This window comes from Paenibacillus sp. J22P169, assembly GCF_059691995.1.
In genome coordinates, this window is the sequence record NZ_JCAUAO010000001.1 from 1,826,215 (window position 1) to 1,840,541 (window position 14,327).

15 protein-coding genes are annotated in these 14,327 nt (G+C 45.3%); all 15 read right to left on the reverse strand.

Going from position 1 to position 14,327, the window contains the following annotated elements; genetic code table 11:
• Positions 1-84: 84 nt before the first annotated feature.
• Complete coding sequence (locus tag AC58QG_RS08575; RefSeq protein ID WP_497361654.1) at positions 85-930, reverse strand: polysaccharide deacetylase family protein; 846 nt, start codon at positions 928-930, stop codon at positions 85-87.
• Between the two features lie 205 nt (positions 931-1,135).
• Positions 1,136-2,224, reverse strand: a complete 1,089-nt coding sequence (locus AC58QG_RS08580; protein WP_497361655.1) for a prephenate dehydrogenase — start codon at positions 2,222-2,224, stop codon at positions 1,136-1,138.
• Between the two features lie 27 nt (positions 2,225-2,251).
• A complete protein-coding gene (hisC, locus tag AC58QG_RS08585; RefSeq protein ID WP_497361656.1) occupies positions 2,252-3,352 on the reverse strand; it encodes a histidinol-phosphate transaminase in 1,101 nt (366 codons plus the stop codon).
• A 16-nt stretch (positions 3,353-3,368) separates the two neighbouring features.
• Complete coding sequence (gene trpA, locus AC58QG_RS08590) at positions 3,369-4,184, reverse strand: tryptophan synthase subunit alpha (protein WP_497361657.1); 816 nt, start codon at positions 4,182-4,184, stop codon at positions 3,369-3,371.
• 3 nt (positions 4,185-4,187) lie between these two features.
• Positions 4,188-5,381, reverse strand: a complete 1,194-nt coding sequence (gene trpB, locus AC58QG_RS08595; protein ID WP_497361658.1) for a tryptophan synthase subunit beta — start codon at positions 5,379-5,381, stop codon at positions 4,188-4,190.
• The gene (locus AC58QG_RS08600; protein WP_497361659.1) at positions 5,378-6,076 is read right to left on the reverse strand and encodes a phosphoribosylanthranilate isomerase; all 699 of its coding nucleotides are present in this window, start codon (positions 6,074-6,076) and stop codon (positions 5,378-5,380) included. The genes trpB and AC58QG_RS08600 overlap by 4 nt, the downstream gene beginning before the upstream one ends.
• 26 nt (positions 6,077-6,102) lie before the next feature.
• Positions 6,103-6,897 carry an indole-3-glycerol phosphate synthase TrpC gene (gene trpC / locus AC58QG_RS08605; protein ID WP_497361660.1) on the reverse strand — a complete coding sequence of 265 codons (795 nt, stop codon included), beginning with the start codon at positions 6,895-6,897 and terminating at the stop codon, positions 6,103-6,105.
• On the reverse strand, positions 6,887-7,927 hold the full coding sequence (gene trpD / locus AC58QG_RS08610) for an anthranilate phosphoribosyltransferase (protein ID WP_497361661.1): 1,041 nt from the start codon (positions 7,925-7,927) through the stop codon (positions 6,887-6,889). The genes trpC and trpD overlap by 11 nt, the downstream gene beginning before the upstream one ends.
• A 21-nt stretch (positions 7,928-7,948) precedes the next feature.
• The gene (gene trpE / locus AC58QG_RS08615) at positions 7,949-9,496 is read right to left on the reverse strand and encodes an anthranilate synthase component I (protein ID WP_497361662.1); all 1,548 of its coding nucleotides are present in this window, start codon (positions 9,494-9,496) and stop codon (positions 7,949-7,951) included.
• 294 nt (positions 9,497-9,790) lie between these two features.
• Positions 9,791-10,177 (reverse strand): chorismate mutase, encoded by a 387-nt coding sequence (aroH, locus tag AC58QG_RS08620; protein WP_497361663.1) that lies wholly within the window; start codon positions 10,175-10,177, stop codon positions 9,791-9,793.
• Between the two features lie 3 nt (positions 10,178-10,180).
• The gene (gene aroB, locus AC58QG_RS08625) at positions 10,181-11,275 is read right to left on the reverse strand and encodes a 3-dehydroquinate synthase (RefSeq protein ID WP_497361664.1); all 1,095 of its coding nucleotides are present in this window, start codon (positions 11,273-11,275) and stop codon (positions 10,181-10,183) included.
• A 1-nt stretch (position 11,276) separates the two neighbouring features.
• Positions 11,277-12,440 (reverse strand): chorismate synthase, encoded by a 1,164-nt coding sequence (aroC, locus tag AC58QG_RS08630; RefSeq protein WP_497361665.1) that lies wholly within the window; start codon positions 12,438-12,440, stop codon positions 11,277-11,279.
• Between the two features lie 266 nt (positions 12,441-12,706).
• Positions 12,707-12,871: a hypothetical protein gene (locus AC58QG_RS08635; RefSeq protein ID WP_164483568.1), complete on the reverse strand. Its 165-nt coding sequence runs from the start codon at positions 12,869-12,871 to the stop codon at positions 12,707-12,709.
• A 92-nt stretch (positions 12,872-12,963) separates the two neighbouring features.
• On the reverse strand, positions 12,964-13,746 hold the full coding sequence (locus AC58QG_RS08640) for a CheR family methyltransferase (RefSeq protein ID WP_497361666.1): 783 nt from the start codon (positions 13,744-13,746) through the stop codon (positions 12,964-12,966).
• A 120-nt stretch (positions 13,747-13,866) separates the two neighbouring features.
• Complete coding sequence (ndk, locus tag AC58QG_RS08645; protein ID WP_497361667.1) at positions 13,867-14,310, reverse strand: nucleoside-diphosphate kinase; 444 nt, start codon at positions 14,308-14,310, stop codon at positions 13,867-13,869.
• Positions 14,311-14,327 lie beyond the last annotated feature (17 nt).

The following is a 14,327-nucleotide window of genomic DNA, read 5'->3' on the forward strand; positions in this document are numbered from 1 at the left end:
GAGTGGAGAGAAACCATACTGTACTTTTATTATATGTATACGGTTTCATTCTGTCAACACTTTTTTGAAAACGTTTACCAACGATCATTTCGCGCTAGCAAATTGCGATTGCTCTCTCTTCGCTTGTTTAATCAAATTGCTGATGGAATGCGGTCGAACAAAAGGGCTGCCTCCATTTATTCGCGGTATTTGCATCGCATCTGTCCATTCAGAAGCAATCCCTGCTTTCGTTGTAAAAGCATATCGAATACCCGCTTCTTGCAAGTAGGAAATCGTCGTATCATCGTAGCTGCCATATGGATAAGCATAAGCATCTACATCCTTTGCAGCATTTAAAGCCTTGAGCTTCGCTATACAATTGCGGGTGTCTTGTATTACCCTGGTCTTAAACTCAACGTCGGTTTCAAGTTTCCCATTTTGAAGAACCTTGTTAGAAAGCATTGGCTTTCCATCTTTCATCATATGCAGCTCATCCGTGTGCCCTTGAAATTCAATGTCGGGGTTCTCGCTGCGCATCTGTCTAATTTCATCTTTGGAAAGAGACACTAATTTAGGCCTTGTTGGATCATCTAAATCTTTCGTGATGACGAAATTCACTGCTGGGATATGTAGCTTTTGCAATATGGGATAAGCGTAGGTGTAGAAGCTTTCATAGCCATCATCAAACGTGACGAGCAACGCATTATCTGGTATTGCCTTTCCTTTGCTCTTGAAATCCTTAAATTGGTCTAAGGTGATGAATTGAAAGCCTTTCCTCTGTAACGACACGAGTTGCCGCTCAAACAACCTCGGCGTAATTGTGACTGAACTCTGTTCAATCTCGTCAATGTGATGATAAACGAGCACCGCTACCTCATTGGAATAATACACATCTTTGGCACTTACTAAAATTGGTGAAAAGTTAAGTATGACAATCATAACAGCCAACATGCTAACTATCAGCATTCGATATTTCACTTCAACCGCCCCATAACAATAGAAAATATATATATGAATAATAAGACCCATTATAGCATGAGGCTTTAGACCTGTGAATCCGTTTACACAAAAATAAAAGAAAAGAAAAGGACCTCCTTCACATTGGCAGAAACCAATGCGAAGGAAGCCCAAATTATAGCTTTAGTAAGCTTCATTATTACACATGAACCGCGTATTCTTTACCTAACAGCTCAGAAGCTCGATCCGCATCCTCTTGGTTACGGAACGATAATCGAAGAATGCCAGGCACATCTTCGCGACTTTCAATGATTTGAATATTGCTCAAATTGATTCGAGCATTCCCTAACAGAGAAGTAATGGAACCAATAATACCAGGATGGTCAGGAACATCCACGTAAATATCAAATAAGGATGTCAGTACACCTTTTCGACGTTCCGGTAATTTACTTCGGAATTCACCTGCAATACGAAACTGCTCTGCAATTCCTTCACCATCGCTCTGCTCGATAAGTTGAACGAATCGAGAAATCTCCTCATTCCAATCCTTAAGCAATTTAAGCAGAACGACACGATTATTGACAAGAATATCTCGCCAAATCGTCGGCTCACTTGAGGCAATCCGCGTGATATCGCGGAAGCCTCCAGCTGCCAAGTTTTGATACAAGGGATTGCTCTCGTTATATCCTCTAACTTGATTGACGAGTGCCACAGCAATGATATGCGGCAAATGACTAATAGCACCAACAATGTCATCATGTTCGCGAGCGTCAACCTGCACGATTTGAGCCTTAGTTAGACTAAGCAGACTAGAAAGACGATCCACTTCAATCTGTGGCGTCCCTTTCGCTGGTGTCAACACGTAAAACGCATTTTCATACAAGTGTGAAGATGCTGCTTCCACCCCATGCCGCTCAGAACCTGCCATCGGGTGACCACCAATAAAGAAGTAGCCTTCCATCAAGTGGGCTGCTGCGCTTTCAGTGATCGAAGCCTTCGTGCTCCCCACATCCGTGATGATACAGCCTTGTTTGAGGGGCAGCTTCATCAGCTTCTGAACATATTCCTCCAGATTACCAACAGGTACACAGAGAAATATATAATCAGCCCCATCAACTGCTTCAGCCATATCCGTTGTTGCATGATCAACAACATTCCGTTTCAGTAGCTTTTCTACAGAATTAGGATTGGGTGAATGACCGACAACGGTATAGTCTGGTTTTCCTTTGAAGCATAAGGCAAGTGATCCACCGATCAGCCCTACTCCGAATATTGCTATTTTCGTCATGACAGGAATCAACCTTTATCCTCTGAATTAGGCTTGAACAGGAATCTCTGATAGAACTTCCTTTAGAGCCGCAATAAATTTAGCATTTTGCTCGCTAGAGCCAATTGTGACTCGCAGCGAAGTCGGGAACCCTAGCATATGTCCGCCACGAACGATCAATCCTCGGCGCAGTAAGCCATTAAATACGTCTGCTGCTGGACGAGCTACGTCCACCATAATAAAGTTACCGTGTGCAGGGAATGATTGCAGCCCAAGTTGTTTGAACTGTTCTTCTAAGTAGTTCAATCCAGCTGAATTCGCTTCACGACAGCTTGCGATGAAATCTTGATCTTGGATCGCAGCTAGCGCAGCGGCTTGTGCGAAACGTGTCGTGTTGAATGGCTCACGTACTTGGTTAATTGAACGAATGACTTCCGGATGTCCAATACCGTAACCAATACGAAGGGAAGCTAGTCCATAGATTTTGGAGAATGTTCTCAGAGAAATAACATTCTTGTATTGAGCAATTAGCTCAATACTATCTGGGAACTCACCCGTTGTGTTGTACTCACAATAAGCTTCATCAAGTACAACAATCGTGTGTGCAGGAACTTTTGCTAAGAAAGCTTTTATTTCAGCATCTGTGTTCATCGTTCCCGTTGGGTTATTCGGATTACAGATCCAAACGATTTTCGTGCGATCAGTAATAGCAGCGGCCATTGCATCCAAATCATGCGTGCCATCTTTCAATGGAACTTCGATGGAAATCGCACCTTCGATTTCACAATTGTGTTTGTATTGAGGGAATGTGTGTGAAGCCATTACGGACTCATCCCCAGGCACTAGAAAAGCACGTGCTAACATGAGAATGACTTCATCGGAGCCTGCGCCAAAAATAAGTTGATTCGTCTCAACGCCTAATGAAGCTGCTACTGCCTCCGTTAGCTGTACAGCGCCCCCATCTGGATAAAGGCTAATATTAGCTATTTCGGCTTCAATCGCTGCCTTTACGTGCGGAGATGACCCGAATGGGTTCTCATTTGAAGCAAGCTTAATGACTTCGGTTAATCCAAGCTCACGCTTGACTTCCTCGATCGGCTTACCTGGTTGGTAGACTGGTAAATGTATAATGGTTTGTTTCGGTTTCATGTAGTCACCTCATCAATTAGTTGTTAGACCGTTTTAACTGACCTACAAAGTTGCCAATTTGCTTGAGACCTTCCGGATGTGCAGCGTCTATTTCGAAATGCGGCAAAGCATTTTCAATTGTACGAACAATAGCGCTTCCCACTACTACGCCATCACAGAGCTTCTCAAAGCGTTCAACTTGCTCACGCGACGATATGCCGAAGCCCACAACAATGGGCACTGAAGCAGCTTCGCGAACGGTTGTAAGGAAATCCTCAATACCGCCAAAAAACTCAGCACGCTCACCTGTTACCCCAAGCGAAGATACACAATATACGAAGCCGCGTGCCCCCGATGCGATACGTTGTACTCGTTCATTCGATGTTGGCGCAACTAATGGAATCAAATGAACGCCGTATTTCTCAGCAATTCCTCTAGTCTCACTATCTTCTTCCAGTGGAAGATCCGGTATGATAATACCACTGATTTCATTCTCCTGCATTACCTTGAAAATGCGCTCCAGACCAATCTGGAGAACCGGATTATAGTAAGTAAAAAGGATGAATGGCAGCTTTGATCCTCGCGCTCTTGCCTGTTTAGCAACATCGATCACATCAAAAATGGAAATCTTACGTTTTAAGGCGCGCTCGGAGGAGCGCTGAATGACTGGCCCATCTGCGAGCGGATCCGAATAAGGTACACCAAGCTCGATTAAATCCGCGCCTGCGCGTTCCATTTCTAGAATAAGCTCTAAGGAAGCCTCTATCGACGGATCACCAATCGTTAGAAAGGGAATCATTGCGGTTTCACCGCGCGCTTTGAGTTCTGCAAAACGACTGTCAATACGGTTCATCGCTTATACCCCCTCGCCAAGATAACTAATAATGGATTCCACATCTTTATCGCCGCGTCCAGACAAGTTCACGATAATGATCTGATCCTTCGACATCGTAGGTGCTAATTTCAGCGTATGAGCAATCGCATGTGCACTCTCTAAGGCCGGAATGATACCTTCAGTGCGGCTCAGCAATTGAAGTGCATCCAGCGCTTCCTGATCCGTGATTGGATAATAGGAAGCACGCTCTGAGTCTTTCAGATACGCATGCTCTGGACCAATGCCCGGATAGTCCAAACCTGCTGAGATGGAATGCGCCGGTAATACTTGACCATATTCATCCTGAAGCAAGTAGCTGAGTGAACCTTGGAATACGCCCGGTGTTCCCTTGGTCATGGTTGCTGCGTGCTCCTCTGTGTTAACGCCGCGTCCAGCAGCTTCCACACCAATCAATTTCACCGATGCGTCTTGTACGAATGGGTAGAAAATCCCCATCGCATTACTGCCTCCGCCGACACAAGCAACAACCGCATCCGGCAATCTACCTTCTGTTTCCAAAATTTGCTCACGGGACTCATCCCCGATCACACGTTGGAAATCACGAACCATCATCGGATAAGGATGTGGTCCTGTAACCGAGCCAAGAATATAATAGGTGTCTTGTACGTTGCTAACCCAGTAACGTAGTGTTTCGTTGCAGGCATCTTTCAACGTACGAGTTCCTGAAGTCACAGGAATAACTTCCGAGCCTAACAATTTCATACGGAATACATTCAATTGCTGACGCTTCGTATCTTCTTCACCCATAAACACTTTACATTCAAAGCCCATTAATGCCGCGACAGTTGCAGAAGCAACACCATGTTGACCTGCTCCAGTTTCTGCGATTATTTTCTTCTTGCCCATTCGCTTCGCGAGAACCGCTTGTCCGATGGTGTTATTAATTTTGTGTGCGCCTGTATGGTTTAAATCTTCACGTTTCAAATAAATTTTCGCTCCGCCAAGAAGCTCAGTCAGACGTTCTGCGTAGTATAATGGCGTAGGTCGTCCAGAGTATTGCTTTTGCAAATAACGAACCTCAGCAATAAATTCAGGATCATCTTTATATCGCGCATAAGCTTCTTCAAGCTCATGTAAGGCATTCATCAATGTCTCGGGCACATAACGGCCACCGAACTTGCCAAATCTACCATGCTGATCAGGTACTTGTGTCACTTACGGGTCACCCTTTCCACAAACGCGGTTATTTTCGCAATATCTTTCACGCCATCTGTCTCCACGCTGCTCGATACATCAACGCCGTCTGGAGCATAGGCAAGCACTAATTGATCTACATTATCATGTCGAAGTCCGCCAGCCACTAGCAATTGTACACCAGCAGAACGAGCCCAATCTTGATAAACAGGAATACAATCCCAGGCAAATGTTGTTCCGGAACCGCCTCCGTATATAGGGTCAAATGTATCTAATAGAATGGCATCTACAGTCCCGATATAAGGATTTAGTTGAGCAGCTACTTCGGCAGATGAGGGAATTCGATCCTCTGTTTTCGAGATAGAAACGGATTTAAATACGCTTACCCCGAATTGTTCACGAACCCACCCGCAGAAAGCAGGTGTTTCTTGACCATGAAGTTGAACGATGTCTAATGGAGCTACGGCTAATATATGGATCAACTGCTCTTGCGTTGGATTAACAAAAACGCCAACTGTACGCGGTACTGTCAGTCCACTTGCTTCTTCAGCTTTCAAATAAGTGATCAACTCGGCAGCTTTCTCCGGGGTGAGCTGTCGCTTGCTCGGTGCAAAAACAATGCCGATATGAGCTATCGGCAAATGTACGATTGATTTTAACACTTCAACGTCTTGAAGTCCACAAATTTTTACCGTTGGAATCGTGCCCACCGTCATAAAATCCGCCTCTTTCTTCCCTGTTTCTACGCCTTTTTGAGCAGTTCGCCCATCAACTCTTGGACCGCTTGCTCCACAACGGGTTGACGCATGAAATGCTCGCCGATCAGTACAGCTTGTGCGCCTACCTTCTCGACATAAGCCATATCGCCAACGGTAGAAATGCCACTTTCGCTTACGACTGTTTTACCTTTTGGCATATAGCTTATTAATTCTTCAGTTGTTCCTAAATCGGTTACGAAGGTTTTCAAATTCCGGTTGTTTACACCAATGAGTTGGGTATCCAGTTCGAGCGCACGCTCCAGTTCTTCACGATCGTGTACCTCAACGAGTGCATCCAAACCAAGGTCCTTGGCTAATGTCAAATATTGCTTCATTTGCTCCGTTGTCAAAATCGCAGCAATCAGAAGGATGGCATCTGCTCCAAGTAATCTCGCTTCATAGATTTGTTTCGAGTCAATGGTAAAATCTTTGCGCAGCAACGGTACGTTCACTGCTTTGCGCACGGCTTGCAGATAGTCATTACTCCCTTGAAAGTAGGACACATCCGTCAAAACCGAAATGCAATCAGCGCCAGCACGTTCATACGACTGAGCCAAGCTGACAGGTTCGAAATCCTCGCGAATTAATCCTTTGGAAGGAGAAGCTTTCTTAACCTCGGCAATAAGCCCCATCGTGCGGTTCTTCCGCGTCGTCAATGCCTTCTCAAAACCTAAGCAAGGCGGAAGCTGAGAGATCAACTTCTCAGCCTCTGCGATTGAAAAATGACTCATTGCTTCCACTTCTACACGCTTCGTAGCTACAATTTTATCAAGAAACATGGCATAGTTCTCCTGTATATTGGATTAAATCATTCAATTTCTGCTCCGCACGTCCGGAATCAAGCACATCAGCTGCAAGTTTAACGCCTTGTTGAAGCGTACCTACATTACCAGTTACATAGAAGCAAGCTGCTGCATTCGCAAGCACAATATCGCGATAAGGTCCTTTTTCACCTGCAAAAATATGACGAATGATTTCAGCGTTCAATTGGGCATCTCCACCCGCTACATCCTTGATGCTATGCGCTCGCAAGCCCAAATCATCTGGTGTAACCGTATAGGTTTGGATCGTATCATTCTTCAATTCGGTCACCTTCGTCGGCGCCGAAATACTGAATTCATCCAATCCGTCATCACTAGCTACGACAAGCGCACGTTTCAAGCCCAGTGCTTGAAGCGATTGAGCGATAAGCTCGGTTTTTGATCTATCATAAACGCCAAGCACTTGACGATCCGCACCCGCAGGATTCGTTAACGGCCCCAGGAGATTAAAAACTGTTCTAAAACCTAGCTCCCGACGAGGAGCTGCTACATGCTTCATGGATTGATGATACGCTTGTGCAAACATAAAGCAAATCCCCGTACGCTCTAAGCACTTCGCCGCTTGTTCACCACTTAGCGTAATCTTCACACCTAAGGCTTCCAAAACATCAGCACTGCCGCTTTTACTCGACATTGCTCTGTTCCCATGCTTGGCAACTCGAATGCCACCAGCTGCTGCTACAATAGCTGCAGTCGTCGAGATGTTGAAAGTCTCCGCGCCATCTCCGCCCGTTCCACAGGTATCAAGCAAATCACCTTGCAGCACATCCATTTGAAGCGCCTTACTGCGCATCGTTTCCGCGAAGCCGGTAATCTCTTCAAACGTTTCACCTTTGATACAAAGAGCAGTCAATAAACTGCCAATCTGAGCTTGTGAAGCTGCTCCATCCATAATTTCAGACATCACACTGCGAGCTTCCTCCCGAGACAGGTTACTGCCACTGATCACCTTTTTAAGAGCTTGCTGTATTGTAATTGTTCCACTCATGTTCATCCATGCCCCTTCCTTCTAAGAGTTAACAAAATAATCTTTGTTAATATCGCTAACAGGTCTTGGCTCAGGACTGAACATGGCTTCTGCCATACGAATTGATTTCAGCAAAGCCGTCGCTTTGTTCACCGTTTCTTGATACTCACTCTCAGGTACAGAATCCCAAACGATTCCTGCTCCTGCTTGCACATAGGCCTTACCATTTTTGAATACAATCGTCCGAATCGTAATACAAGTGTCCAAATTCCCGGAAAATCCAAGATAACCAATGGCACCAGCGTAAGAACCGCGAGATTCTGGCTCGAGTTCAGCAATAATTCCCATCGCTCTCAGCTTCGGTGCTCCAGACACCGTGCCTGCAGGCATACAGGAAAGGAAGGCATCAAAGAAATCTTTATCTTTGGCAATTTTACCGGACACATTCGAAACGATATGCATCACGTGCGAGTAACGTTCAATGTCCATAAAGGTATCACATTTGACAGTTCCGAATTCCGAAACACGCCCGATATCATTACGTCCAAGATCAACCAGCATCAAATGCTCAGCACGTTCTTTCTCATCGGCAAGCAATTCTAGCTCTAGCGCATGGTCTTCCTCTGGTGTTTTCCCTCTAGGTCTAGTTCCAGCAATCGGCCGCGTTTCTACTTTTTCTTCCTCAACACGTACTAACAGCTCAGGAGACGTACCCACGATAACTTCATCATCCATTTTCAACACATACATATATGGCGAAGGATTCATTGTACGAAGCACACGGTACACCTGTAAGGGAGAAACGGTTGTTTCCATTTCAAAACGTTGCGAGAGCACAACTTGGAAGATATCGCCGGCACGAATGTATTCCTTCGCTTTGTTCACATTGGCGATGTATTTTTCTTTCGTAATATTCGAGCGAATTTCACCCAAATCTGGTTCTGACACGATCGGATTGTGCGTCATCGTCTCGGACCCTAGAGGCCGTTTAATTTTCTCAATCGTGGCATCGATTTTCTCACAGGTTGCTTGATAAGCTTTCGCGATATCCGCATCCGTAGCGAATTGGGGAACATGTAGGTTTGCAATCACTTTGATCTGCTGTTTGAAATGATCAAACACGATGACCTGATCGCAAAACATGAATTGAATATCATTCATTTGTAAGTCATCAATCTGATGAGCCGGTAGTTTCTCATAGTATTGCAATAAATCATATCCGAAGAATCCAACAGCACCACCCGTAAAGCGAGGAAGGTCCGCAAGCTGAGGGCTGGAGTAGGAACGAAGATAAGCCTTCAACACTTCGATCGGTTTCTCATCCGTGATTTTTTTCTCGGACCCCGTTTCGACCGTTGTTTTTCCATGCTTAGCCGTGATCATTAAGAAAGGATCGCTGCCTAAAAAGGAATAGCGGGCCCATTTCACTCCCCCTTCTACGCTTTCTAATAGAAAAGCACGAGGCTCTTGATATAAATGTTGGAATACACGTATTGGCGTCTCGGTATCAGCTAGTAAATGACGCACCACTGGGATAAGATTATAATCTTTGGACAAACGAATGACTTCTTGCAATTCAGGTGTATACATGGAAACATCCCCTCTCAGCTTGTGAGCTACTCGCCTTAGCGGCGCTCAAAACTCTATTCGAATACAAAAAAACCTCTACCAGGGGTAGAGGTTGACTTTAGTTTCAGTAGACGATCAGGATGAATGTGAAAAAAAGAAAATGAGGGCTGCTGGGTATGAGTAAATAGACGATCCCCTCTGGGAACGATCCATGTGTCATATAGCTGCTACTTTACTTTTTCTCATCTCAACTCGGCTCTGCTCTACTCGACTAAACTCTGCTCTACTAACCTAAACTCATCTAAATTCACTATACTACCGGGTAGCTTCATTTGTCAATTTAACAATATCAGGTCGAAGCGCTTTCGCTTCTTTCAAATAAACATGGTTAATCTCCGCTTGGGTTTTGGTCGTGTTGACCTGCACCATCAAACGAATACATTTGGGCAATGCATTCTCAACCGGCACTTCTAACGAACACATCAAAGGAACAAGTTCCCACCCAACTAAGGTACGAATCGCCCTTGCAGGAAATGTTGCTGTAATATCTTCGGTTACTGTGATGAAAACCGATCCGATATCTTCTGGACGGAAATCATTCGCTTCTACAATTGCTTGAAGAAGCTCACTCGTTGCAGTAAGAATTTCTTCTGCATCATTCTGTTGAACTGTTGTCGCGCCACGAATTCCCCTTAAGTACATCGGTTATTTCTCCCCTTTTAGAAGGTCAACAATCTCTCTGACTTGCTGTGCCGTTACATCCTTGCGGATCTCGACTTTACCAATTTCGGTAGGAATGATATACACCATCGTACCTTCTTTGAACTTCTTATCATGCATCATGGCACTCATAATGCGATCTGTATCCAAATGCGATGGAATGGTTACGGGCAGACCATATTTCACAAACAGTCCTTTGGTCACCGTATGAATGTCCTCGCTGTAACCAAACTGCTGAGCAAGCTTCGCGGCGCCAACCATCCCAATAGCAATGGCCTCACCATGCAGCAGCTCGCCGTAGCCAGCTACGGCTTCTAAAGCATGACCAATCGTGTGACCCAGGTTCAGAATCGCACGGAGATCATTCTCGCGCTCATCCTGCGATACGACGATCGCTTTAACCTGACAACCTATATAAAGCGCATAACTTAACGCTTCTGGATCTAAAGCTAACAGCTTGTCTGCGTTTTCATCGCACCACTGTGTAAAAGCTTCATCCCAGATCAAGCCATGCTTGATCACCTCTGACAGGCCTGCTTTCACTTCGCGCTCAGGCAAAGTTAGCAGCAGGTCGATGTCGAACAGGACCAACTCCGGCTGGTGAAACGCCCCGATAATGTTCTTCGCCATCGGGTGATTGACCGCTACCTTGCCGCCGACCGAGCTGTCGTGGGCAAGGATCGTCGTTGGGATCTGCACGAAGCGGATCCCACGCATGAAGCTCGCCGCGGCGAAGCCGGCGAGATCGCCGACCACGCCTCCTCCGAGGGCTATGATCGCAGAATTGCGATCAAGGCCCGCCTGGAGGGCGGCGGTGACGATTCCCTCGAGCTGCGCGAGGGATTTGGATGTTTCGCCTGCGGGCACGACGCAGGCCGTCGCGGCGAAGCCGCCATCACGGAGCAGCGTCAGGACGCGCTCCAAGTGCAATGCCGCCACCGATTCGTCGGTGACGATGAGCAGCGGCGACTTGCGGCTAAGCCTCGCGCGATCGAACAGTGCCGAGATATTGGTAAGAATGCCTTGGCCAATATAAATGGGATAAGACCGCTCTCCAAGCTCTACGGTAAGTTCTCTCATCTTAGTAGTTCTCCACTTGCTTGAGGAAATTCGTTAAGTTCGTACGAATTTCTTCGATGGAATCTCCGCCGAATTTATCTAAGAAAGCATTCGCCACTTCCCAAGCAATCACGTTCTCCATGATCACGCCTGCTGCTGGCACTGCACAAGTGTCGGAACGCTCTACTTGCGCTGTGAATACTTCTTTGGTATCAATATCTACGCTTTGCAACGGCTTGTACAACGTCGAGATTGGCTTCATGACACCACGAACGATGATTTGCTCACCTGTTGTCATTCCACCTTCAAATCCACCTGCACGATTCGTTCTGCGTCTAAAGCCTGTTTCTTGTGTATACAAGATTTCATCATGTACATTAGAACCTCTGCGCTCCGCTGCTTCAAAACCAATACCGAACTCAACACCCTTGAAAGCTTGAATGGAAAGCACTGCTTGGGCAATTTTACCATCCAATTTGCGATCCCATTGTACATGGCTGCCAAGACCAACAGGAACACCCTCAATAATAACTTCAACAATGCCACCCAATGTATCGCCATCTTCTTTGGCAGCATCGATTGCAGCGATCATTTTCGCTTCTGCTTCTTTATCAACTACACGTACTGGAGATTCTTCTGTAATCCGAATGAGTTCGTCAACAGGAAGCTCTTGACGCTCCACTTCAACGTCCCCAATGCGGATAACTTGTCCAGCCACTTTGATTCCAAACTCAGCTAACAATTGACGTGCTACTGCACCCGTTGCTACACGCATCGTTGTCTCACGAGCACTGGATCTTTCCAAAATGTTACGCAAATCTTTTTGATTATATTTAAGGCCGCCGTTTAAATCCGCGTGTCCAGGACGAGGACGGTTTACACGACGCTTGCCTTCGTTATCTTCTTCAACGGGTTCGATGCCCATAACCGAAGTCCAGTGCTTCCAGTCATTGTTCACAACAACTAAAGCGATTGGCGCTCCTGTTGTTTTACCGTGACGCACACCACCTGCAATGGTAGCTGTATCCTTTTCAATTTGCATCCGACGACCACGACCATAGCCCTTTTGACGTCTATGTAATTGATGGTTCAAGTCTTCAAAGTTAAGGGTTACATTACTTGGGAACCCTTCAATAATCGCAGTGAGCTGCGGTCCATGCGTTTCACCAGCTGTTAAATATCTCACAATCCGTTACCCCCTAAGAATTTTACGAAGAACATCGAACTCCGTATATGAACATATTAGTATGGAAAAACCGAGCATACTTACTTCGTGTGCTACGATGAAAATGCTGCAGCAGCAAGCACTTTAGCGCTTTGACGCGCGATTATCTGTTGTCATTATAGTATAGGTATTCAGGTTTGGCAACAACACAAATGCAAAAACACGCTTCACAGGTCAGGGACAATCCCTTCTGCGTAAGCGTGTCATTAACTAGACAGGAGCTAGTATTACCCGTGCATTGGCTGCTTCTGGACAACCCTCGGAGGCTCACAAAGCTGAGGATCATTCATAAGACCCGTAATTTGTGAGGAATCGACTCCTAAAATTTGAGCACATTCTTGAATGGAAATCATTCCCCTGCGATAAGCGGTAATCACCTTGCGTTTGTCCATGATAGCCCCCTAAGCGTGTATGCATTGTTCAAAGCGCGACGTTTCATTCACTTTGCATTGCTACATCTTAGTATTGGAAGATAAGGAAGTTCTTATACACCTTTTTTACGATAAAAGAACGTTTCTGCCGCCTCTAGTTCATATTGTCCCGGGGAGAAAATTTGCTCGGTTGACCCGACGAATAACAAACCCCCAGGTTTAAGGGCTTTGGCAAATTTCTGGTAGAGTATATGCTTCGCTTCTTCTGTGAAATAAATAATGACATTGCGGCAAACGATTAGATCGTAACCGGTGTCAAACGTATCTACAAGCAAATTTTGCTTCTGAAATTTCACATTCTTTTTGAGTTCATCTGAAATATGATACATCACACCATCTTGCTTAAAATATTTCTTCACATAAGTAGACGGCACATCACGCACGGAGCGATCCAAATACATGCCTTTACGAGCTTTCTCTATCGCGCCATCGTCAATATCCGTTGCGTGCAAGGTCGTCTCACCAAGCGCCCCTTGCTCAGCTAAGATCATGGCTAATGTATACGGCTCTTCACCTGTCGAACAAGCAGCACTCCAAATTTTCAGCCTGCGATTACGTTTCAGCATTTCTGGAATAAATTTCTGCTCCACAAGCTCCCAGCGATTTGGATTGCGCCAAAACTCAGAAACATTGATCGTCATCCGATCCAAAAACTCATAGAATAGTTCTTTGTTTTTCATCATGGCATCAAAAAAAGAAATAAACGTATTGTAACCCCGCTTCATCCGCAAGGTAGTTAATCGTCTCTTCATTTGCGCTTCCTTATACAGCGCAAGATCAATGGACGTATGTTCTTTTATTTTTTTTATAAATAACAAAAAATCTTGATCTTCCATGCTGTCCACCCACCTTGTTCAGTATCTACCCTGATACATTCTGTGGGGATTTACCAAATTCCTTCATAAAACAACAAAAAAGAACCTGTATCTCATTCAGATACCAGATTCTTTACGTGATTAGATCCATTCTTGTATGTTTTTAGAATACGCGAAAATTTCGCTCGGCTGAAAGAAGTTATTAATTTCACGTTCAGCACTTTCGGGTGAATCAGACCCATGAATCAGATTGAGATTCGTATGTACAGCGTAATCTCCACGGATGGTTCCAGGTGCGGCTTCTAGTGAATTTGTTTTACCAATCATAGTTCGGGACAAAGCGATAACTTGATCACCATGCCATACCATTGCAAAGACAGGTCCTGAAGTAATGAAATTCACAAGTCTTTCGAAAAAATCTTTTCCTTTATGCTCTGCGTAGTGTATCTCCGCTTGCTCTCGGGAAATGACCGTCAGCTTGCTGCCAATCAATTGGAAACCTTTCTGTTCAAACCGTTTTACAATTTCGCCGACAAGTCCCCGCTGCACGCCATCTGGTTTTACCATTAGAAATGTTTTTTCCATTGAAAGAATACCTCCTA

Excerpts from the sequence above, each read along its gene's own strand:
- AC58QG_RS08575 (WP_497361654.1), bottom strand. The coding sequence starts at position 930 with ATGTTGGCTGTTATGATTGTCATACTTAACTTTTCACCAATTTTAGTA.
- AC58QG_RS08580 (WP_497361655.1), bottom strand. The coding sequence starts at position 2,224 with ATGACGAAAATAGCAATATTCGGAGTAGGGCTGATCGGTGGATCACTT.
- hisC (WP_497361656.1), bottom strand. The coding sequence starts at position 3,352 with ATGAAACCGAAACAAACCATTATACATTTACCAGTCTACCAACCAGGT.
- trpA (WP_497361657.1), bottom strand. The coding sequence starts at position 4,184 with ATGAACCGTATTGACAGTCGTTTTGCAGAACTCAAAGCGCGCGGTGAA.
- AC58QG_RS08600 (WP_497361659.1), bottom strand. The coding sequence starts at position 6,076 with ATGACGGTGGGCACGATTCCAACGGTAAAAATTTGTGGACTTCAAGAC.
- trpC (WP_497361660.1), bottom strand. The coding sequence starts at position 6,897 with ATGTTTCTTGATAAAATTGTAGCTACGAAGCGTGTAGAAGTGGAAGCA.
- trpD (WP_497361661.1), bottom strand. The coding sequence starts at position 7,927 with ATGAGTGGAACAATTACAATACAGCAAGCTCTTAAAAAGGTGATCAGT.
- trpE (WP_497361662.1), bottom strand. The coding sequence starts at position 9,496 with ATGTATACACCTGAATTGCAAGAAGTCATTCGTTTGTCCAAAGATTAT.
- aroH (WP_497361663.1), bottom strand. The coding sequence starts at position 10,177 with ATGTACTTAAGGGGAATTCGTGGCGCGACAACAGTTCAACAGAATGAT.
- aroB (WP_497361664.1), bottom strand. The coding sequence starts at position 11,275 with ATGAGAGAACTTACCGTAGAGCTTGGAGAGCGGTCTTATCCCATTTAT.
- AC58QG_RS08635 (WP_164483568.1), bottom strand. The coding sequence starts at position 12,871 with ATGGACAAACGCAAGGTGATTACCGCTTATCGCAGGGGAATGATTTCC.
- AC58QG_RS08640 (WP_497361666.1), bottom strand. The coding sequence starts at position 13,746 with ATGGAAGATCAAGATTTTTTGTTATTTATAAAAAAAATAAAAGAACAT.
- ndk (WP_497361667.1), bottom strand. The coding sequence starts at position 14,310 with ATGGAAAAAACATTTCTAATGGTAAAACCAGATGGCGTGCAGCGGGGA.